The organism is Rhodopila globiformis (assembly GCF_002937115.1).
GTDB lineage: Bacteria > Pseudomonadota > Alphaproteobacteria > Acetobacterales > Acetobacteraceae > Rhodopila > Rhodopila globiformis.
The window spans coordinates 1-21,113 of record NZ_NHRY01000086.1; the positions used below are offsets into that span (position 1 = coordinate 1).

Sequence of the window (21,113 nt, forward strand, 5' to 3'; positions counted from 1 at the left end):
CTGAACCGGCCACTTTAGTGGCCAACTGAACCCGGGACCGCGTTAGCGGTCCCGCTTGCCGCTTTGAGCGGCTCACACTCAACGGGCCGCGTCAGCGACCCGCCCGGCCGCTTTGAGCGGCCAACACTATAAAGCCCCCGGCTCTGCCGGGGGATATTTACTGACCGATCCGGATCAAGGGATCCCAGCCCCGGAAACACCTTCCACAGGGCGGATACGAAACAACCCTGTCGAAGCAATCCTTCAGGCCCGGTTCCTCTGTCTCTCCCCGTTCAGTTCGCCACGTCCCCCGCCGCCTTGCGCGTCGCCTGCACCGCCTCCCGCGCCGCGCGTGCCATCAGGCCGCTGTCGTTGGCGATGGTGGTGAAGCGGAACCCCCTCTGGATCATCCGCGCCGCATACGCCGCCGTGCCGTTGTGCAGCCCGGCGAACTTGCCATGGCGCCTGCAGGAGTCGAGCAACCGGTCATAGATCTCCATGATCACCGGCTCCTCCCGGTCCAGGATCGGGATCATCCCCAGCGACAGGCCCATGTCGGACGGACCGATATAGATCCCGCTGATGCCGGGCACGCCCAGGATCTCGTCGATGTTGTCGATGCCGGCCTGGGTTTCGATCATCGGGATCACCAGGATCTCGTCGTTCGCCGTCGCCTGGTACGAACTCGCCTCGCCGTACATCGCCGCGCGGATCGGCCCGTTGCTGCGCTTGCCCATCGGCGGATACAGGCTCGCGTCGGCCAGCGCCTTCGCCTCGGCCGCATTGTTGACCATCGGGCAGATGATGCCCATTGCCCCGCCGTCCAGGCACTTGCCGATGATCCCCGGCTCGTTCCACGGCACCCGCACCAGCGGCGTGATCGGGTGGCCTTGCATCGCCTGGAAGCACTGCACCATCGACAGGTAGTCCTGCACGCCGTGCTGCAGATCGACCGTCACGCTGTCCCAGCCGCACTGCGCCATCACCTCGGCCGAGAAACCGGACGGAATCGCCAGCCAACCGTTCACGGCGGCCTTGCCCGCCGCGATGCGCGCCTTGAGCTTGTTGGACATGCGGTTTCTTCCTCCGACTGTTGACACCAGCACGCTAGGCGCGGGGCGCGGGAGCGTCAACGCGACCGGACCGCACGATTCACGCGGTTGAACGCGTGACGGGAATTCCGCGCGATCGGTCCGCCTGCCGGCAATGCGATCCTGTGGATGGCGCGATCCGGTAAGCGGAGCGCCCCAATGCCGCTCGATCACGGGCATGCATTCATCGGCGCATCCGCCGTCCCGCGTGGATCAACGTTGCGTAGGGTCGTGCTCCGCCGGGCCAATCCTGGCCGGGCGCACACCAAGTCGATCAGGGCCAGGCCTCCCGGAAGGCAGGGCTGCGGCCTGGCGCAGCGCGACCACTGGAGAAGGGCCCTCGCATGAGCATGACAGACCGTGCCGCCGACACCCCGGCGGAGCCTGCCGGGCAACGGGCATCCCGTCCCCGCGTGGTTGTCATCGGCGCCGGCTTCGGCGGGCTGAGCACGGTGCAGTCGTTGCACGGCGCGCCGGTGGACATCACGCTGGTTGACCAGCGCAACCACCACCTGTTCCAGCCGCTGCTCTACCAGGTCGCCACCGCCGGCCTGTCCCCCGCCGACATCGCCGCGCCGATCCGCGCCATCACCCGGCATGACAGGAATGTAGAGGTGCTGCTGGGCGAGGCCACCGGGATCGACGTGGCGCGCCGGCTTGTCTCGGTCCTGGATACCGCGGTCAGGACCGTTCCCTATGACATCCTGGTCGTCGCCACCGGCGCCCGCCATTCCTATTTCGGACACGAGGAATGGGCCCGCTTCGCGCCGGGCCTGAAAACGGTCGAGGACGCGACGCTGATCCGGCGGCGGATCCTGCTCGCCGTCGAGCGCGCCGAAACCGAGACGGACGCGGAGGAGTACCGGCGCCTGCTGACCTTCGTCGTCGGCGGCGCCGGGCCGACCGGCGTGGAGATGGCTGGCGCGATCTCGGAACTGGTGCGCGGCATCGCGGCGTCCGACTTCCGCCGGGTGAGCCCGAAGTCGGCCCGCATCGTCCTGGTGGAGGCCGGCCCCCGGCCGCTCGCCGCCTTCCCCCCCGACCTGGCGGCCTATGCCGGCCGGGCGTTGCAGAACCTGGGCGTCGAGATACGGCTGGGCACCGCGGTCACCGGCATCGACGCCGGCGGCGTGCAGCTTGGCACCGAACGGATCGAGGCGCGGACGGTCATCTGGGCGGCCGGTGTCCAGGCGTCGAAGGCCGCCGAATGGCTGGGGGCGGCGCACGACCGCGCCGGCCGGGTCAAGGTCACCGATCATCTGACCCTGCCGGACCATCCCGAGATCTACGTCATCGGCGACACCGCCCTCGCCCTGGATACGAATGGCCGGCCCGTTCCCGATCTGGCGCCGGCGGCCAAGGAGGCAGGACAGTATGTCGGGCGCTCGATCCGCGCCGGGCTGCGCGGCCGCGCGGCGAAGCCGTTCCGCTACCGGCACTACGGCGACCTGGCCACCATCGGGCGCAACCGCGCGATCATCGAGTTCGGCAGGCTGCACATCCGGGGCTTCCTGGCCTGGGTGCTGTGGGGGATCGCGCACATCTTCTTCCTGATTGGCTTCCGCAACCGCGTGGTCGTGATGGTGGACTGGCTGTGGTCTTATGTCTGGTTCCGCGGCAACGCGCGGCTGATCACCAATGTCGAGCGGCATGATCAGGATGAGCCAGGCCAGGACGGCATCGGTCTGGCTGAAAACGCGGAGTGATCATCAAGCTGATGAAATTGCTCGCGAAACATCGGCCGGAGGGTTTCCGGCAGGGCCGGGAACGCTCTGGCCCGGGCGCTTTCCGTAAATATTCGGAATAAATAGAAGCTTGATTTCAAAGGACTTTGATTTTATTCGCCTCAACTACGGTGAGTCGTCCTGATCACTTGAACTGGCATCGCCATCCGGCGGCGCCTTGGCAGAACGCATGGGGATGGCGCCCACCTGTCGCTATCGAGGATCGATCTGAACCATCAACATGACCAGGTGCCTCCGTGACATCCAGCAGAACAGACGAACAACCCCTCAGCGCGTGGATCAGTGTCATCGAGAACGGACTGTTCCACATCTTGTACAGCTACCGCCGTACCGCCTCCGACCTGCAGCGGCTGCCAAGCTACCATGTCGGCGCGTCGCTGTCCGACGTGAAGCAGAGGATTCAGAACAAGGCTTCCCAGATCGGCTTCGGCGCGATCGTCTGGGACAGGGATTCAGGCGGCTTCGCCGACTGATGGGCGCATGTCCGCGTGGAGTCCGGGCGTAAACGGAGTCCTTGGATGCATGGGCATGCCTGCTGTCGCCAGGGCTGAGCGTTGCCTCCACATGGTCGCAGGAGAAGCAGTCGCATCAATGGCCCGAAGCCCGCCGTCCACGTCTGCGGCTGACGCCTGCCGCATGGGTTCGGGATTGCGTTGGCATACGCCTGTCTCGATCGCATCCGGATCGTCACCCCTCGGCAGCGGAGCGCGTTCAGTCCACCAGCGTATAGCGGATCGTGACAGTAATGGTGGCCGTCTCCTGTGTCATCGTCGTGGGGAACGGCGGCAGGGTTGCGTTGCGCACCATGCGCTCGGCCGCCGAATCGAGCGCATCCGATCCGGCGCTGTGCACCAATGACACGGACAGCACGCGGCCCGATCGGTCGGCGGTGAACCGCAGGCCGACGCTGCCCTGCTGGCCACGCCGCCGTGCCAGTTCCGGATAGGTCTTGTGCGCCGCCATCCAGGCTGCCAGCGCCCGCTCCCAGTCGGCCGCGATTGGCGCCTGGGCAGGCGGCGCCGGTGCGGCCCGTGCCGGCGGACGCGCCTCGGTCTCCCTTGGCGCTGCCGCCGGCGGGGTCGCGGTCGGCTTCGCGACAGCCACACGGCGGGGCACCGGCCTGGGCAGCCCGGCGGGCCGGGCCACCTCTTGCCGAGGCGGTGGTGGCGGCGGCGGTGGTGGCTCGGGGAGCGGCAGCGCTTCCGCTGCCTTCTCCGATGGCGGCGGTTCCACGGCCTGCGCGGCCGGAGCGGGTGGAGATACCGGCTCAGGCGGTGGGGGCGCCGCCGCCGGAGGTGGTGGCGGTTCGGCGGCCGGTTCGGCTGGCGGTGGCTGCGGTTCGGGCGGCGGTGTCGTTTCGGGTGGCGGCGGCTCGGCCGCTGCTTCAGGCGGCGGGGGCGGTTCCGGCGCGGCTTCCTGCGGCGTCGGCGGTGTGTCCGCGGCGGCCGGCGGTGCTTTCGCGGCGGCCGGCGGCGCGAACACCAGTTCCACCGTCTGCTCCTCCGGCGGCGCGGGCGGCGGCTGGTTCGTGACGAAGGCCAGCGTCAGGCCATAGACCGCGGCATGCAGGACCAGCGCCGCCGCCAGCGCCGCCACGACCGGGCGGTGTTCGCGGCGCCGCTCCGGCCAGCGCGCCACCGCCGCAAGCGTGATCGGCACGCCGGCGTATGGCTCGGGTTGCCGCGATGGCAGTGAGATCTTGCGCAGCAGCATGGCGATGTCAGCGTGTCGGCCCCGGACGGCCTGGACGGCGGCGTCCGATGCGTTTCCCCCGGCTGTTGTTTTTTCCGTCTGTTGCTATACGGGATTTGTGGCCCGTACGTCAGCCCCGTGCCGCTCAAATCGCGGGCAGGTGCCTATTGGCTGCGGCCGAAGAACGGCGACGGCGGCGGCGCCCGCATCAGCGCGACCAGCAACAGGCAGATGAACGCGCCGGCCGCGGCGGCCAGGAAGCCGTCGATATAGGCCAGCACCGAGGCCTGCTGCGCCACCGTCGCCTCCAGCAGCTTTGCCGCGCGCCGGGCCGCTTCCGCGGCATCGGATGTCCGAGCCAGCATCGCCGCCTCGTACTTCGCCAGCCGATCGGCGGTCAGGCCGCCGAGGCTGTCGACATGCAGGCCAACCAGGTTGGAATGCACCTGCTCGCGCATCCGCACGAAGGTCTGCATGAACGCGGTGCCGATCTCCGCGCCGAACAGCCGGGTGATCTGCAGCAGGCTGCCGACGGCCAGCGCGTCCGCCGGGGCGAAGCTGCGGATGAACAGCGTCAGCACCGCGGTCAGCGCGAAGGATTGCCCGATGGCCTGGAGGATCTGCGAAGGCAGGAAGTCGTCCGTCGCCCACTCGCTGGTCAGGTCCGTCGCCATCCAGCACGCCACGGCGATGAGGGCGGACCCGAGGGCCAGGACCCAGCGTCCGTCCACCCACTTCAGCAGCGCGGCCAGCGGCACGACGATAACCAGCTGCGGCAGGGCGATCCACAGCAGCACGCTGCCCACCTGGAGTTCGCGGAAATCCTGCACGGTCTGCAGGTAGGTCGGGATGATATAGGCGGTGGACAGGATGATGAAGCGGTAGCCGGCCAGCAGCAGGACCAGCAGCAGCATGTTGCCGCGCAGCAGCTTCCTGATGTTCAGGAACGGGTGTGGCGTGAACAGCTCGCGGCTGATGAACGCCAGCGTCACCAGCCCGCCGCCCAACAGCAGGCCGACGATCAGGCCGTTGCGGGTCCAGTCGAGCCGGTTGCCCTGGTCCAGGCCGGCATAGAGCATGGCAAAGCCGATGGTCGCATAAGCCATCCCCGGCCAGTCGAAGTCGCGCAGCAGCTCGGTTTTTATGCCCTCACGCGGGACGCCAAACCAGGTGCAGAGGAACATCACCGGCAACATCAGGCAGTATTGCCATTCGATCCAGCGCCAGGACCAGTTGTCCGCGTACCAGCCTTCCAGTGATGCTCCGATATTCTGCGACATCTCGGAGTTCATCGCGTAGAAGGCGATGCCATAGACCACCAGCCGGGCCGGCAGGCTGCGGACGATGAAGCTGACGGTCACCGGGATGAAGGTGCCGGTGCCAAGGCCGCCCAGTGCCTGCATCGCCAGGAACGCCGGCAGGTTGGGCGACAGCGGCCCGAGCAGGCTGGCCAGGAACATCAGCAGATTGCCATACAACAGCACGCGCCGCACGCCGAGCACCGCCCCGAGATACGGCGATGCCACGCCGGCCATCATCTGCCCGATGCCGAACGTGGTGGTGATCCAGGCGCCCTCGTCAAACCCGGCGTGCAGGCCGCCGCGCAGGTCCAGCAGCCCGAACGAGGTCACCCGGCTGGAGAGGACGGCGATGACCGAGCCAATCAACACGGCCAGGATGCCCACATAGGCGCGCAGCGAGTCCGGCGCCCAGCAAGGATGTGCGTCGGCGAAGCGGTGCAGCGCCCGGCCGGCGGCGCTGCATGGCTCCATGGCCGGCACAAGCGGCTGCGTCACGGCCACCGGTGCGAGCGGGTCTTCTGCGTGGAGCCAGGCGTCGGCGGCTGGTCCTCGACGGTGCCGGTGTCGATCGTCGCCTCGACCGAAAGGCCGGGCCGCACCAGCGTGCCCAGCGCCGGGTGCGGATCCAGCACGATCTTCACCGGCACGCGCTGCACCACCTTGGTGAAGTTGCCGGTGGCGTTGTCCGGCGGCAGCAGCGCAAACACGCTGCCGGACCCGGGCGACCAGCTGTCCACCTCGCCGGTCAGCCGCAGCTTGGGAAAGGCGTCAACGTGGAGGCGCGCCGGCTGGTGCAGGCGCACGTTGGTCATCTGCGTCTCCTTGTAGTTGGCGATTACCCAGATGCGCGGCAGCGGCACCACGGCGATCACCTGGGTGCCGACGTTGACGAACTGCCCGACCCGCACCTGCCGCAGCCCGACCAGCCCGTCGGCCGGCGAAACGATGCGGGTATAGGACAGGTTGTCGCGCGCCAGGTCCAGTTGCGCCTCGGCGGCCTGCACCTGGGCCTTGAGCTGGTTCTCCTTCACGTCGAGGCTGGCCAGCAGCGCCTTCTGCTGGTCAAGCTGGGCTTCGTTGAGCTGGAGGTCGGCGTTGGTCTTCGCCTGGTTTGCCGTCGCCACCTCGACCTGCTGCTCGGTGCCGGCGATCCGGGTCCGCAGCAGGGCGCGCTGGCGGTTCGCCTCCAGGTCGTAACGGACTTGTTCCGCCTGCGTGGCGGCGATGGTGGCCTCGGCCTGGCGGATCAGCGCGCGCTGGACGTCCTTCTGGCTGGCTAGGTCGGCCAGGTTGGCCTGGGCGGCGGCGAGGTTGGCCTCGGCCTGCATCAGCTGCGCGCGGTAGTCGGAGGGGTCGATCTCGACGATCAGGTCGCCCTTGTGGACGGTCTGGTAATCGGTGACGGCGACGTTGGCGACGTAGCCGGAGACCCGGGCGGACAGCGGGGTGACGTCGCCGGCGGTATAGGCGTCGTTGGTCTTCTGGTAGCGGGCGGCGCCGATCCAGCTGTTCCAGTGGCCGGCGACGTACCAGACGAGGAAGCCGGCGACGATGACCAGCGATAAGCGGATCGCCGGGCCAAGCCAGCCCGGTCTGGTACGCGACGGCTCGGGCAGGAACTGGGCGGATTCATTCGCATCGGGCATCGAAGATCCCCTGATCCGGTCAGTGATTTCAGGCAGAGCCGGGCGCGTGATCAAGTGATCGGGATTAACCGGCGGCAATCAAGCCGTCACCGGGCGATCATCGCGTTTGTGACCGGCGTTGATGCCGGGCGGCAGACGGTTCATAACGCTGGCGTGGCTGAAGAAGGTGTCGCGCCGATGCTCACGCCCGCCATCCGGTTGCTTCTGGTCGTTGGTGGAACGGTTCTCTACCTGGCTCTTGCCATCATCGCCTATGGCGGGATTGCCGCGTTCTTTTCCCAGCCGGCGCTGGTCGCGCTGGCCGCCATCGTGGTACTGCTGTCGGTCGCGGGATACCTGGCCGGCGGCAACGTCAGCCCGGGCGAGCGCGAGGACCGCGGCAACCGCTGGGTGCTGATTGCCTTCGGGATCCTGCTGCTGCTCGACGTCTTCCTGCCGCCCTGGGCGGATTCACGGGACGTGTGGACCCTGGACGGAGATACGATCCGCTGGATCGGCGTGGCGCTGTTCGCCGCTGGCGGCGCGGTGCGGCTGTGGCCCGTTTATGTGCTGGGCGATCGTTTCAGCGGGCTGGTCGCAATCCAGAAGGGGCACCGCCTGGTCACCGGCGGAATCTATGGCGTCATCCGCCATCCGAGCTACCTGGGAATGCTGGTGAACTCGCTTGGCTGGGCGCTGGCGTTCCGCTCGATCTTCGGTGTGCTGCTGACGGCGGCCCTGCTGGTGCCGTTACATGCGCGCATCGAGGCGGAGGAGCGGCTGCTGGTGTCGCAGTTTGGCACGGAATATGATGCGTACCGGCGACGGACATCGCGGCTTGTTCCAAGGTTGTATTAAACCGCGTCCACTTTGAGAACCATAGTTCTGGCGGCGCGCAATCAGGAAGGGCGCCGATACCCAGCGCCTCAGGTCCGGACTGCCGGACTACGGTTCTCAAAGTGGACGCGGTTTAGCTTCGGGGGATGGGGCGGGGCAAGATCCATGCCCCCCAAGACCCATGCCCCGTCGTCATGGCCGAGCGTGTCCCGGCCATCTGCGCTGCGACGGTGGGGGTGGATGGCCGGGACACGCCCGGCCATGACAGAGAGGCAACGGACCCGGCCCGGCCTTCTTATGTTACAGCAGGCCGCAGGTCGATTGAGACAGGGCGACGGCGCTCCCTCATCGTCATGGCCCGGCTTGTCCGGGCCACCTGTTCCAGCACATGTGCCGCGATAGGTGGCCCGGACAAGCCGGGCCATGACGATGAGGACAGGGGGCCTCAGCGTCCCAACCGACCTGCGGTCTGCTGTAGCGCGTATGGGGACACGCCCGGCCATGACGATAGAGAGACGACCAGGCCCTGTTGCCGGTTATGTTGGCGCCCATGGGGCGTGCCCTGGCCATCCACCCCCGGCCGTCGAAGCGCGGATGACCGGGACTGCACCATTCCATAGCGGAAAGAGAATGAATCTGCCGCTACTGCTTGTTGGCCGCATCCAGCAGGCGCTGACGGAGCTGCGGGTTTGACTGTGCCGAACGCACCACGTTCGAGTATTCCTTCACCGACAGCCCGTGCGACTGGATCGCCTGCACCGCCTCGGCATTGGCCTGTTCCGCCAGGCCCTGCTTTTCCTGCTGCGACCCAGCCTGGTCCATCTTCGGCTGGTACTTCTCCTGCAGGTTGGCGACGTCACGCAGCGCCGCACCCGCCTTGCCGATGGTGGCCTCCGGGATCGAGGCGGCCGCCGGTGCGGGAGGCGCCGGCGGCGTTGGCGCGTTCTGCGCCGCCAGCGTCACGGCCGGCACCAGGCCCAGTGCCAGCGCCAATATCCAACCTGTGCTCCGTCGCATCTTATATTACCTCCCGCGCTGCTTCGAGCAGCCGTTGTTCCAGGTCCTTGTCGGTTTCCGCCGCGGTCAGCACCGCGTTGTAGTCCTGGATTGAAATTCCCTGTTCATCGATCGCCCGTTCGGCATCGGCCCGCGCCCGCGCGGCCAGCGCCTCACGTGCATCCGACTCGGTTTCCGCCTGGGCCTGGATCGTGAATTCCTGCTGGATCAAGGCTATCTTCCCCGCGGCCACGCCGACACGGCTGACCATGTCGTTGTCCGGTCGTGAACCTGGCTGCGCGTCGCCCGAATTGCCGGTTTGAAACGAAGCCATATCGTTCTCCATGGTTGTCTTCACGCACGATCCCCGAAGAATCGCACGTATCGCGCGTACGGCAACGGGGTCCCGCGGCTTGAGTTCGCCTGAAGCGCATACCCGGCCCGGTTTTGCAGATACGGCGTGCTCAATGATACCATTCTGAGAACCCATACCTAGGAAACAGCCATGACCCCGCAGCCCGTCATCCGCCTGCATCCCGACGACAACGTGGTGATCGCCCGCGTGCCGCTGCTGCCTGGTGCCGTGCTCGGCGACAACGTCACCGCCGCCCAGAGAATCCCGGCCGGCCACAAGGCGGCGGTGCGCGCCATCGCCGAGCACGAGCCGGTACGCCGCTATGGCCAGATCATCGGCTTCGCCTCCGCCGCGATCACGCCCGGACAGCACGTGCACGTGCACAATTGCGAGATGGGCGATTTCGCCAAGGACTATGCCTACGGCGCCGATGCGCGGCCGACGGATTATGTTGATGATCCCGCAACGTTCCAGGGCATCCGCCGCCCGGACGGGAAGGTTGCGACGCGCAACTATATCGGCATCCTGACCAGCGTGAACTGCTCGGCCCATGTCGCCGGCGTGGTCGCCGACATGTTCCGCCGCAATCCGTTCACCGGCGACGATCCGCTGGCGGATTATCCCAACGTCGACGGTGTCGTTGCGCTCACGCATAAGACCGGCTGCGGCATGACCCAGGACGAGCCGCTGCGCCTGCTGCGCCGCACCCTCGCGGGTTATGCGCGGCATCCGAATTTCTCCCACGTCATCGTCCTCGGCCTTGGCTGCGAGGTGAACCAGATCGGCGGCCTCATGGAGGAACAGCGGCTGGCCGGGCGGCTGAAGGCGATGGACATTCAGACCGTCGGCGGCAGCCGCAAGACGGTGGCCGCCGGGGTGGAGTTCGTGAAGGGAATCCTGGCTGAGTCCAACCGGGTGACGCGCGAAACCGTTCCTGTTTCGGAACTGAAGGTCGCGCTGCAATGCGGCGGGTCGGACGGCTATTCCGGCGTCTCGGCCAACCCCGCCCTGGGCGCGGCGAGTGACCTGGTGGTGCGGCACGGCGGCACGGTGATCCTGTCGGAGACGCCGGAAACCTACGGCGCGGAACACCTGCTCACCCGCCGCGCCGTCTCCCGAGACGTCGGCGAGAAACTGGTCGACCTGATGCGCTGGTGGGAGGAGTACACGGTCCGGGAAAAGGCCGAGATGAACGCCAACCCGTCCCCCGGCAACAAGGCCGGCGGCCTGACCACGATCCTAGAGAAATCCCTGGGCGCCATGGCCAAGGCCGGCAGCACCAACCTGGTGGACGTCGTGCGCTACGCCGAGGAGGTGAAGGCGCGCGGCTTCGTGTTCATGGACACGCCGGGCTACGACCCGGTGGCGGCGACCGGACAGGTGGCAGGCGGCGCCAATCTGGTGTGCTTCACCACCGGCCGCGGCAGCGTGTTCGGCTGCAAGCCGGCACCGTCGATCAAGCTGGCCACCAACTCAGCAATGTACCGGCACATCGAGGACGACATGGACATCAACTGCGGCACCATTCTCGACGGCGAGGAAACGGTGCAGCAGGCCGGGCAGCGGATTTTCGAGCACATCCTGAGCGTGGCGTCCGGGGAGCGGACCAAGAGCGAGCAGTTCGACTTCGGTGCGGCGGAGTTCGCGCCCTGGGTGCTCGGGGCGACGATGTAGCGGCACAACGCCGCCGGGTTGTGTGGACGCGGGGGACTGAGCCCAATTGCTGCGCGGGTAAGCGGACTGGCGGAGTAAGCTCGTCTCCCTCTCGTCATGGCCGGGCGTGTCTCCATGCGTATCAGGATAGGGCGCCGGTTGGAGAAGGATTTGGCGCCCGGTCCGTTGCCTCACCGTCATGACCGGGCGTGTCCCGGCCATCTGCGTTGCGTCGGCGGAGGGTGGATGGCCGGGACACGCCCTGCGGGATGCACAGACTTCGGAAACGGTCCGCTGCAACCGTGGCTCATACTGTCACGGCCTGTGCCGGTTTCACCGACAACAATCAAGCGAACACGGAGTTACACGGGGTTTGCACGGAGTTGCACGGAGTCGTCCGGGGTGCCCCAACATGGTCGCCCCTGTGGCGGCGTTCGATGATTTCAGGCGCTTCGCGCGAAGCGCAATATCCACGTCCTCCGTGAAACGCCGTGCAAACACCGTGGAACTCCGTGTCCGCTTGATTGCGGTGGCAAATCCACCCGCGCCCCATCCCAATGGGCAGGATGCCCAACACCGGATGTGCGAGCCACGCACGCCATAGCGTCGCGGCCCTGCGCACTCTCAGCCGGTCGCTTGCCAGCCAAACGCGCCGCCGCGACAGTGCGGCAACGTTGGCGGGCACCGGGCCAGCGCCTGGTTTTGCAGTTGTTTCCAGACTGTGTGCATGCGGTAGGGACACGCCCGGCCATGACAGTGAGGGAGAAGCTCTTGCTCCGCCAGTCCGCTTATCCTGATACGTATGGGGACACGCCTGGCCATGACGATGAGAGAACGGTCGCGGCACCGACGGAGAGGCAACGGTCGCGGCGAACGTGGCGTGGAGGCGAAGCGCGCGGCCTCTCCACAAAAGGACGCTTCAGCCAGCCTGCGGTTTGCTGCACCTGCCTGTCGGTTGTAAATGCCTCGGATATGCACTACTATCCGTTGTGGACTGCAACTGTTCCGGACCCATTGGTGCCCGCATGACAGGCACCGACGGAGACGAGCCGCTTCGCCCCAGGACACAGGGACCCACGTGACAGTACCCGACGCCCGCACGCCACGTGCCGCAACAGTGCGGAAAGACCAGCGGCAGCGCGCCCCTCGCCAGGCCATGAGCAGCGACGACGTCGCCCACGCGCTGGAGCGCGCCCGTGTCCTTGCCCGCGCCGGCGACGACGAGGCGGCGAAGCAGGCATACCTGGAAGTGCTGCAACGCGACGCGACCCAGTTCGACGCCCTGAACGAGGTCGCCGCGCTGGCCTATGCCAGCGGCCACCGCTCGGCAGCGCGTACCGCCTACAAGCAGGCGGTAATGTGCCATCCCAGCAACCCGGTGGCCCGCGTCAACCTCGGCAACCTGCTGTTCGAGGACGGCGACCTCTCGGACGCCGAGACGCAGTTCCGCGCCGCGCTGCGGGTCGATCCCGACCTGCCCGAGGCGCACCAGGGGCTGGCGCGCGTGCTGGCGGAGGTGTCCGACAAGGCGGCGGCGCTGCACTGGCAGAAAGGCTTTGCGGGCCATGCCGTCGTCACCCGGCAGTACCGCGGCCCGGGGCCGAGCGTGCCGCTGCTGCTGCTGGTCGATACCGGCGGCGGCAACGTGCCGACGCAGCAATGGATCGACGAGCGCCGCTATGCCGTGACCGCGGTCTACACCGAATTCTATGACCCGATCCACCCGCTGCCGCCGCATGCGGTGGTGGTGAATGCCGTCGGCGACGCCGATCGATGCCCGGCCGCGCTGGCCCGTGCCGAGCGGGTGCTCGCGCTCACCGACAAGCCGGTGATCAATCCGCCGGCCCGGGTTCGGGCGACCGGGCGGGTCGAGAACGCGCGGCGCCTGGCCCGCGTGCCCGGCGTGATCACGCCGGAGACCAGGCTGCTGTCGCGCGCGGCGCTGCTGGCGGCCGGCGACCTGCGCTTCCCCCTGTTGCTGCGCGCCCCCGGCTACCATACCGGCGAGCATTTCCTTCACGTCGCCGACCGCGCGGCGCTGGCCGAGGCGGCGGCCGCGCTGCCCGGCGAGGACGTGCTCGCCATTGAATATCTCGACGCCCGCGGGCCGGACGGAATGGCGCGCAAGTACCGCGTGATGTTCATCGACGGCGTCGCCTATCCGTTGCACCTGGCGATCTCGGCCGACTGGAAGGTGCACTACTTCACCGCCGGCATGGCGACCAATGCCGCGCACCGGGCGGAGGAACGCCGCTTCCTCGACGACATGCCGGCTGTGCTGGGGGCGCGCGCGATGGAGGCGCTGGCCGGCGTCGGCGCGGCCCTGGGGCTCGATTACGGCGGCGTCGATTTCGCGCTCGCGCCCGACGGGTCGCTGCTGCTGTTCGAGGCCAACGCGACCATGGTGATCATCACGCCCGAGCCCGACCCGATCTGGGACTATCGCCGCGGCGCCATCGACGCGGCGCTGGCGGCGGCGCGGCGGATGCTGGCGCGGCGGGCGGGCTGCGGCGAGACGTGATGCCGCCGTGGGCCGCCTCGTCATCGCGCCTGGTATCCTGACCCGGCAGCAATCGGCCCCGGCGTCCTTATCCCTCGCCCGCATCAGGCCGGTAGGCACGCAGGAAGATGTCCGTCCCGCGCTCGGCCCGCTGCCTGATCTCCTCCGGCAAGACCGGTTCCGCAAGGCCGAACGCAATCATCGCCGGGCGGCTGCCTTCCCACAGGCTGACGAGATCGTCGGCAGCGAACGCCGGATCATCGACCGCCAGGTCCCCGCGTTCGGCCGCCCCCGCGATCATCGCCGCCAGCGCCCGCCGCACCCGGCCCGGCCCGGCGTTGTAAAAACGCAACGCCAGCGGGCGATTATCCCGCAGTGTCGCCGGCAGGCTGTGCGCCATCTCGCAGACTCCCGGCGCCAGGATCACCCCGAGAAAATCGCGCCCGACCGCGACCAGCCGCTCACGCAGCGGCGCGTCGCGCAGGTCAGACCCCGACAGGATGCCGATCATCTGGTCGGCCACCGAGGTGACGATCGCCTCGAATAAAGTTTCCTTGTCGTGAAAGTGACTGTAGACGGTCATTTTCGAAACGGTCGCCTGCGCCGCGACCGCCTCCATCGTCACCTGCTCGAAGGGCTGGCGGGCAAACAGCTGTTTCGCCGCCGCCAGGATGGCGGCGTGCTTCGTGCTGTCCTTGGGCCGTCCGGGCCGGGGCGGGTCGGGTATATGCGGCACGTCATGAATCTTTCGAAAAAGATACTAGACTCACTGGTCCAGCATAGATACTGGACGCGACGGTATAGGATCAACAGCCGCTCATGTCTTCTCCTGTTTTCCGTCAGCCGCGCCGGCGCCACCTGCCGGCCCTGGCGCTGGCGGCCGCGCTTGGTGGCTGCGCCGTCGGCCCGGACTACCACACCCCGGCGGCGCCCACGGATGCGCGCCTGACCGAGGCGCCGCTGCTTGGCCAGACGGTCTCCGCCGCGACCCCGGGCGGCACGGCGCAGCGGCTGACCGTCGGGCGCGACATCCCGGGCGAGTGGTGGACGCTGTTCCATTCGCCGCAGGTCACGGCCCTGGTGAGGCAGGCGCTGGCCGGCAACCCCACCGTCACCGCCGCCCAGGCCACGCTGCGGGAGGCGCTGCAGAACGTCCGGGCCGGGCAGGGCGCGCTGTTCCCGCAACTCAGCGCCAGCGTGCAGGCGCAGCGGCAGCAGGCCTCGCTCGCCGCGTTCGGCCTGGGCAGCGGCACCGCGACCTTCGGGCTGATCACCGGCGCGGTGAACGTCTCCTATACATTGGATGCGTTCGGCGGCATCCGGCGGCAGATCGAGCAGCTGAACGCCCAGGCCGAGTACCAGCGCTACGAGGTGGAAGCGACCATCCTGACGCTGGCCGCCAACGTCATCACCACCGCGATCAACGAGGCGTCGCTGCAGGCGCAGATCGACATCACCAACGATATCGTCCGCGCCGACAACGAGGCGCTGCGCCTGATGCAGCAGCGCTTCCAGCTCGGCGGCGTCAGCCAGGTGGAGGTGCTGCAGCAGCAATCGCTGCTCGACGCCAAGGTCGCGACCCTGCCCGATCTGCGGAAGCAGCTTCAACAGACGCGCAACCAGCTGGCGGTGCTGCTGGGCGGCCGCCCGGCGGGCTACACAATGCCGACGCTGAAGCTGAACGACCTGACCCTGCCGGCCGACTTGCCGGTGTCGCTGCCGTCGAAGCTTGTGGAGCAGCGGCCGGACATCCGCGCCTATGCCGCCCTGCTGCACGCCGCCTACACCGGCGTCGGCATCGCCACCGCCAACATGCTGCCACAGATCACGCTGACCGGCAGTCTGGGGCGCGAGGGCACCGACCTGCCCAACGTGTTCACGCCGTCCGGCCTGGTCTGGAGCATCGCCAGCAGCCTGGCGCAACCGATTTTCGAGGGTGGCACGCTGCTCGCCCGCCGCCGCGCGGCGCAGGCGGCGCTGGAAGTGGCGGCGGCGCAATACAGCGACACGGTGAACGTCGCGTTCCAGAACGTCGCCGACGCGCTGGTGGCGATCCAGCGCGACGCCGAGGCTCTGCATGCCGCCCTGGCGGCGGAGAAGACCGCCGCGGCGAGCCTGGCGATGACCTTGTCGCAGTACGAGGCCGGCGCCGGCAGCTACCTGGCCGTCCTGACCGCCGAGCAGGTGGAATACAGCGCCCGGCTGACCCTGCAGATGGCGCAGGCCGCGCGCTTCACCGATACCGTGGCCTTGTTCCAGGCGCTGGGTGGCGGCTGGTGGAATCGCGACGATATTGATCCAAAGACTGCACACTGTTGCGGAGTGCTGCCATGACCGACACCCTGACGTTGCCCAGGTCCAGGACGCGGCGGCCGCGGACCTGGCTGCGCATGGGCGTCATGCTGCTGGTCATGGGCCTGCTCGGGGCCGGGCTGTACGGCTTCCAGCAGTTCAAGGGCAACCTCCTGAAGAAGATCACGGCGACCATCCGGTCGGATGTGCCGACGGTCGCCACCGCGCCGGCCACCCTGCAGCCCTGGCAGCCGAAGCTGACCGCCGTGGGCTCGGCCCGCGCGCTGAACGGCGCCGACCTGGCGGCGGAAATCGGCGGCGTGGTGGACAAGGTGCTGTTCGAGTCCGGCCAGGACGTCGCCGCCGGCACGGTGCTGGTGCGGCTGCGGCCGAACGACGACGACGCGAAGCTGGCGCAGCTCCAGGCCAATGCCGAACTGGCGGCGGTGACGCTGGCGCGGGACGAGAAGCAGCTCGCGGCGCGGGCGATCGCCCGGGCGACGGTGGACAGCGACGTCGCCAACCTGAAGGTCGCGCGCGCGCAGGTGGCGGCGCAGCAGGCGGTGATGGCGGAAAAGGTGATCCGCGCGCCGTTCGCCGGGCGGCTGGGCGTGCGGCAGGTGGACGTGGGCCAGTATGTCTCGCCCGGCACCACGCTGGTGACGTTGCAGCAGCTCGACCCGATGCTGGTGGATTTCTACCTGCCGCAGCAGGCGCTGGGGCAGGTCGCGGTGGGCCTGCCGATCGAGGTGACGACGGATGCCTGGCCGGGGCGGGTGTTCAACGGCAAGGTGTCGTCGCTGAACGCCAAGGTGGACCCGTCCAGCCGGATGCTGCAGGTGCGGGCGACGATCCCGAATGCGGATGGGGCGCTGCTGCCGGGGATGTTCCTGAACGTCGCGGTCGTCTCCGGCGCGCCGCGGGAGCTGGTGACAATTCCGCTGGCGGCGGTGGCGTTCAATCCATATGGCTCGCTGGTTTACGTCGTGCATGACGAGAAGGGCGCCAAGGGGGCCGAGCAGCACGTGGTGACGCAGCAGTTTGTCACGACCGGCGATGAGCGTGGGGATCAGGTCAGCATCCTGAAGGGGCTCTCGGCGCATGACGTGGTGGTCACGGCCGGGCAGATGAAGCTGCACAACAAGTCGGTGGTGAAGATCAACAACGCGGTGCAGCCGACCAACAACCCGGCTCCCGTGCCGCAGGATCACTGAGGTGACCCTGTCCTCTCCGTCATGGCCGGGCGTGTCCCGGCCATCCACCCCCCGCCGTTGGCACACGGATGGCCGGAATACGCTTCCTGCCCATCAGGACGCGACGGTGGATGGATACAGGTCCTTACCCCATCGTCATGGCCGGATGTGTCCCGGCCATCCGCGCTTCGACGGCGCGGGGTGGATGGCCGGGACACGCCCGGCCATGACGAGGGGGACGGGGACCGGTCCTGGCAATCAAGGCGCGGCGGCATGAAATTCACCGACATCTTCATCCGCCGGCCGGTGCTGGCCAGCGTCGTCAGCCTGATGCTGCTGGTGCTCGGCATCCGCTCGTTCTACGCGCTGCCGATCCTGGAGTATCCGAAGACGCAGAACGCCGTGGTAACGATCACCACGGTTTATTACGGTGCCGATCCGGAAACCATCGCCGGCTTCGTCACCACGCCGCTGGAGAACGCCATCGCGCAGGCCAATGGCATTGACACGCTGACCTCGACCAGCCGATCCGGCGTCAGCACGATCACCGCCAACCTGGTGCTGAACTTCGACCCTGACCGGGCGCTGACCGAGATCTCCGCCAAGATCAACTCGGTGATCAACCAGTTGCCCACCGGCGTGCAGCAGCCGACGATGTCGGTGGCCATCGGCCAGTCGCTGGACGCGATGATCATCGGTTTCGCCAGTGACGACCTGACGCCGAACCAGATCACCGACTACCTGATCCGCAACGTCCAGCCGCGCCTGCAGGCGGTGCCGGGCGTGCAGACGGCGGAACTGCTGGGCGGACAGAACTTCGCCATGCGCGCCTGGCTGGACCCGGCGAAGCTGGCGGCCTACGGGCTGACCGCGACGGACGTCAACGTGGCGCTGGCCGCCAACAACGTCATCGCCGGCATCGGCACCACCAAGGGCCAGATGGTGCAGTACAACCTGACCGCCTCGACCAACCTGCATTCGGTCGAGCAGTTCCGCAACCTGGTCATCAAGCAGGTCAACGGCGGCATCATCCGGCTGCGCGACGTCGCCAACGTCACGCTTGGCGCGGATGACTACGAGTCCTCGGTTTCGTACAACGGCCGCAAGGGCGTCTATGTCGGCATCCAGACGGTGCCCTCGGCCAACCTGCTGGCGGTGATCGCCGGGGTGAAGAAGGTGCTGCCGTCGATCCAGCAGCAATTGCCGGCGGGCATCCAGGGCAACGTGATCTACGACTCGACCGTGTTCGTGAACAGCTCGATCCACGAGGTGGAACGGTCGCTGGCCGAAACGGTACTGATCGTCACGCTGGTGATCTTCGCCTTCCTCGGTTCGCCGCGCTCGGTGATCATTCCGGTGGTGACGATCCCGCTGTCGCTCATCGGCACGCTGACGGCGATGGTGGTGTTCGGCTTCTCGATCAACCTGCTGTCGCTGCTGGCGCTGGTGCTGGCCATCGGCCTTGTGGTGGACGATGCGATCATCGTGGTGGAAAGCGTCAACCGCCACATGGAGGAAGGCATGCGGCCACGCGCCGCCGCGATCCAGGCGGCGCGCGAACTGGCCAACCCGATCATCGCCATGACGGTGGTGCTGATCGCCGTCTATGTACCCATCGGCTTCCAGTCGGGCCTGACCGGCGCGCTGTTCACCGAGTTCGCCTTCACCGTCGTCGGCGCGGTGACGATGTCGGCGATCATCGCCCTGACGCTGTCGCCGATGATGTGCGCCAACCTGCTGAAGCCGCACCCGCAGGGCAGGGTGCACGGCGTGCAGGACCGGATCGTTGCGGTCATCGACCGCGGTTTCGGCTGGCTGCGGCGCGGCTATGAGCGGCGGCTGCGCGGCAGCCTGCGCACGCGGTCAGTGACGCTGACCTTCGCCGTGATCGTCATCGGCGGCATCTTCTACCTGTACTCGACCTCCAGCAGCGAACTCGCCCCGCAGGAGGACCAGGGCGTGGTCATCCTGATTCCCTCGTCGGCCCCCGATGCGACGCTGCAACAGAAGGAGCTGTTCGGCAACCAGGTTGCCAAAATCATGGAAGCCGTGCCCGAGCGCGACCAGACCTTCCAGGTGGAAAGCTCGGCCATGTCGATCGCCGGCGTGACGCTGAAGCCGTGGGATGAGCGCAAGCGCAGCGCGCTGCAGATCCAGCAGGCGATGCAGGGCCAGCTTGGGAAGGTCACCGGCCAGCGCATCGCCGCCTTCCTGCCGCCGGCGCTGCCGGGCGCGCAGGGCCTGCCGATCCAGTACGTTTTGAAAACGACACGGCCGCTGTCCGAGCTGTATCCGGCGGCGCAGAAATTCCTGCGCGACGCCGAGGCGACCGGCCTGTTCCTGTTCATCGACAGCGACCTGAAGATCGACGCGCCGCAGCAGGTGATCGAGATCGACCGCGACAAGGCGGCACAACTCGGCCTGTCGATGACCCAGATCGGCGAGGCGCTGGGCGGGTTGCTGGGCGGCGCCTACACCAACTACTTCAGCCTGGGTTCGCGATCCTACAAGGTCATTTCGCAGGTGCAGCAGCGCTCGCGGCTGACGATCGAGCAGGTGATGCATTACCCGATCGCGACGATCAACGGCCAGCCGATCCCGGTGTCCGCGGTCGCGAGCGTGCGGTCGGAGACGGTGCCGCAGACGATCAATCATTTCCAGCAGCAGAATTCGGCGACGATCCAGGGCGTGCCAGCGCTGGGCGTGGCGCAGGCGGACGCCCTGCAGGCGCTGCAGGACCTGGCGGCGCGTGACCTGCCGAGCGACGTGCTGATCGACTATGCCGGCCCGCTGCGGCAGTACGTGCAGGAAAGCAGCGGCTTCGTCGTCACCTTCGGGCTGGCGCTGATCATCATCTTCCTGGCACTGGCGGCGCTGTTCGAGAGCTTCCGCGACCCGGTGGTGATCCTGATCTCAATCCCGATGTCGATAGCGGGGGCGCTGCTGTTCATCAACCTGGGCTTCGGCGGCGCCACGCTGAACATCTACACCGAGGTCGGCCTGGTGACCCTGATGGGGCTGATCAGCAAGCACGGCATCCTGATCGTCGAAGTCGCCAACGAGGCGCAGCGGGCGGGCCGGAGCAAGCTGGAGGCGATCATCTACGCCGCCGGCATCCGGCTGCGGCCGATCCTGATGACGACGGCGGCGATGGTGCTGGGCGTGGTGCCGCTGATCATGGCCACCGGCGCCGGTGCGGCGTCTCGCTTCGCCATGGGGCTGGTGATCGCGAGCGGCCTGTCCATCGGCACGCTGTTCACGCTGTTCGTTCTGCCGGCGGTGTATATGGCTATCGCGGCGCGGCACGAGAGCGAAGCGGTGGCCGAGGAGACGAAGGAATTGACGCCGGTGTAGCGTCTCAAGCGGGAATGGCGTCGGATTGGGTTGCCGCTGGCCGTTCTCCCTCTGTCATGGCCGGGCGTGTGTCCCCATGGGCGCTGACATAGAGAGACAGGGCTGGGTCCATTGCCTTTCCGTCATGGCCGGGACACGCCCTACGGGATGCACAGATTTCGGAAACGGTCCGCTGCAGCCGCGGCTCCGTACTGTCATCGCCGGTGCTGGTTTCACCGACGGTAATCAAGCGAACACGGAGTTGCACGGTGTTTGCACGGAGTTCCGCAGAGAAAGGGGATACGGCGCTTCGCGCGAAGCGCATGAAATCCTCGGACGCTGCCACAGGGGCGACCATGCTGCGGACGCCCCGGAAGACTCTGCGGAACTCCGTGCCAACCCCGCGCAACTCCGTGTTCGCTTGATTGCGGTGGCCAACCCGCCCCCGCCCCATCCCAATGGGCAGGATGCCCCACACCGGATGTGCGGACCACACCACGGCGACCCGGCCCGGCGTCTCC

The 21,113-nt window shown here is 67.8% G+C and carries 15 protein-coding genes; 8 read left to right on the forward strand and 7 right to left on the reverse strand.

Annotated elements, in window-relative coordinates:
• Window positions 1-272: 272 nt before the first annotated feature.
• Window positions 273-1,052 (reverse strand): HpcH/HpaI aldolase family protein, encoded by a 780-nt coding sequence (locus tag CCS01_RS09560; protein WP_104518602.1) that lies wholly within the window; start codon window positions 1,050-1,052, stop codon window positions 273-275.
• 362 nt (window positions 1,053-1,414) lie between these two features.
• Here CCS01_RS09560 and CCS01_RS09565 point away from each other — a divergent pair, with 362 nt between their 5' ends.
• The gene (locus CCS01_RS09565) at window positions 1,415-2,776 is read left to right on the forward strand and encodes an NAD(P)/FAD-dependent oxidoreductase (RefSeq protein WP_239992082.1); all 1,362 of its coding nucleotides are present in this window, start codon (window positions 1,415-1,417) and stop codon (window positions 2,774-2,776) included.
• Window positions 2,777-3,051: 275 nt separating this feature from the next.
• Window positions 3,052-3,288: a hypothetical protein gene (locus CCS01_RS09570; protein WP_104518603.1), complete on the forward strand. Its 237-nt coding sequence runs from the start codon at window positions 3,052-3,054 to the stop codon at window positions 3,286-3,288.
• 238 nt (window positions 3,289-3,526) lie between these two features.
• On the opposite strand, the gene CCS01_RS35685 is transcribed toward CCS01_RS09570, so the two are convergent.
• The 3 genes from CCS01_RS35685 to CCS01_RS09585 form a co-directional block, all read right to left on the reverse strand.
• The gene (locus CCS01_RS35685) at window positions 3,527-4,528 is read right to left on the reverse strand and encodes an energy transducer TonB (protein ID WP_104518604.1); all 1,002 of its coding nucleotides are present in this window, start codon (window positions 4,526-4,528) and stop codon (window positions 3,527-3,529) included.
• Window positions 4,529-4,671: 143 nt separating this feature from the next.
• A complete protein-coding gene (locus CCS01_RS09580; RefSeq protein WP_204848202.1) occupies window positions 4,672-6,303 on the reverse strand; it encodes an MFS transporter in 1,632 nt (543 codons plus the stop codon).
• Window positions 6,300-7,454 (reverse strand): HlyD family secretion protein, encoded by a 1,155-nt coding sequence (locus CCS01_RS09585; RefSeq protein WP_104518605.1) that lies wholly within the window; start codon window positions 7,452-7,454, stop codon window positions 6,300-6,302. The genes CCS01_RS09580 and CCS01_RS09585 overlap by 4 nt, the downstream gene beginning before the upstream one ends.
• 177 nt (window positions 7,455-7,631) lie before the next feature.
• On the opposite strand from CCS01_RS09585, the gene CCS01_RS09590 reads away from it, so the two are divergent.
• Complete coding sequence (locus CCS01_RS09590; protein ID WP_104518606.1) at window positions 7,632-8,291, forward strand: methyltransferase family protein; 660 nt, start codon at window positions 7,632-7,634, stop codon at window positions 8,289-8,291.
• A 621-nt stretch (window positions 8,292-8,912) separates the two neighbouring features.
• Here the strand turns inward: CCS01_RS09590 and CCS01_RS09595 are convergent.
• Both CCS01_RS09595 and CCS01_RS33575 read right to left on the reverse strand, forming a co-directional pair.
• Window positions 8,913-9,287 carry a DUF4168 domain-containing protein gene (locus CCS01_RS09595; RefSeq protein ID WP_104518607.1) on the reverse strand — a complete coding sequence of 125 codons (375 nt, stop codon included), beginning with the start codon at window positions 9,285-9,287 and terminating at the stop codon, window positions 8,913-8,915.
• A gap of 1 nt (window position 9,288) precedes the next feature.
• Window positions 9,289-9,600 carry a DUF4168 domain-containing protein gene (locus CCS01_RS33575; RefSeq protein WP_158258316.1) on the reverse strand — a complete coding sequence of 104 codons (312 nt, stop codon included), beginning with the start codon at window positions 9,598-9,600 and terminating at the stop codon, window positions 9,289-9,291.
• 171 nt (window positions 9,601-9,771) lie between these two features.
• Between CCS01_RS33575 and CCS01_RS09605 the strand changes: the two genes are divergently transcribed.
• Both CCS01_RS09605 and CCS01_RS09610 read left to right on the forward strand, forming a co-directional pair.
• Entirely contained in the window at window positions 9,772-11,295 is a 1,524-nt protein-coding gene (locus CCS01_RS09605) for a UxaA family hydrolase (protein ID WP_104518609.1), read from the forward strand.
• Between the two features lie 1,057 nt (window positions 11,296-12,352).
• The gene (locus tag CCS01_RS09610; RefSeq protein ID WP_158258317.1) at window positions 12,353-13,795 is read left to right on the forward strand and encodes a tetratricopeptide repeat protein; all 1,443 of its coding nucleotides are present in this window, start codon (window positions 12,353-12,355) and stop codon (window positions 13,793-13,795) included.
• 67 nt (window positions 13,796-13,862) lie between these two features.
• Here CCS01_RS09610 and CCS01_RS09615 read toward each other — a convergent pair whose 3' ends face one another.
• Window positions 13,863-14,510: a TetR/AcrR family transcriptional regulator gene (locus CCS01_RS09615; protein WP_104518611.1), complete on the reverse strand. Its 648-nt coding sequence runs from the start codon at window positions 14,508-14,510 to the stop codon at window positions 13,863-13,865.
• Window positions 14,511-14,593: 83 nt separating this feature from the next.
• On the opposite strand from CCS01_RS09615, the gene CCS01_RS09620 reads away from it, so the two are divergent.
• The 3 genes from CCS01_RS09620 to CCS01_RS09630 all read left to right on the forward strand — a co-directional run bounded on the left by CCS01_RS09620 (window position 14,594) and on the right by CCS01_RS09630 (window position 20,613).
• On the forward strand, window positions 14,594-16,108 hold the full coding sequence (locus CCS01_RS09620) for an efflux transporter outer membrane subunit (RefSeq protein WP_104518612.1): 1,515 nt from the start codon (window positions 14,594-14,596) through the stop codon (window positions 16,106-16,108).
• Window positions 16,105-17,280 (forward strand): efflux RND transporter periplasmic adaptor subunit, encoded by a 1,176-nt coding sequence (locus tag CCS01_RS09625; protein WP_104518613.1) that lies wholly within the window; start codon window positions 16,105-16,107, stop codon window positions 17,278-17,280. The genes CCS01_RS09620 and CCS01_RS09625 overlap by 4 nt, the downstream gene beginning before the upstream one ends.
• 252 nt (window positions 17,281-17,532) lie before the next feature.
• A complete protein-coding gene (locus CCS01_RS09630; RefSeq protein WP_104518614.1) occupies window positions 17,533-20,613 on the forward strand; it encodes an efflux RND transporter permease subunit in 3,081 nt (1,026 codons plus the stop codon).
• Window positions 20,614-21,113: the final 500 nt, after the last annotated feature.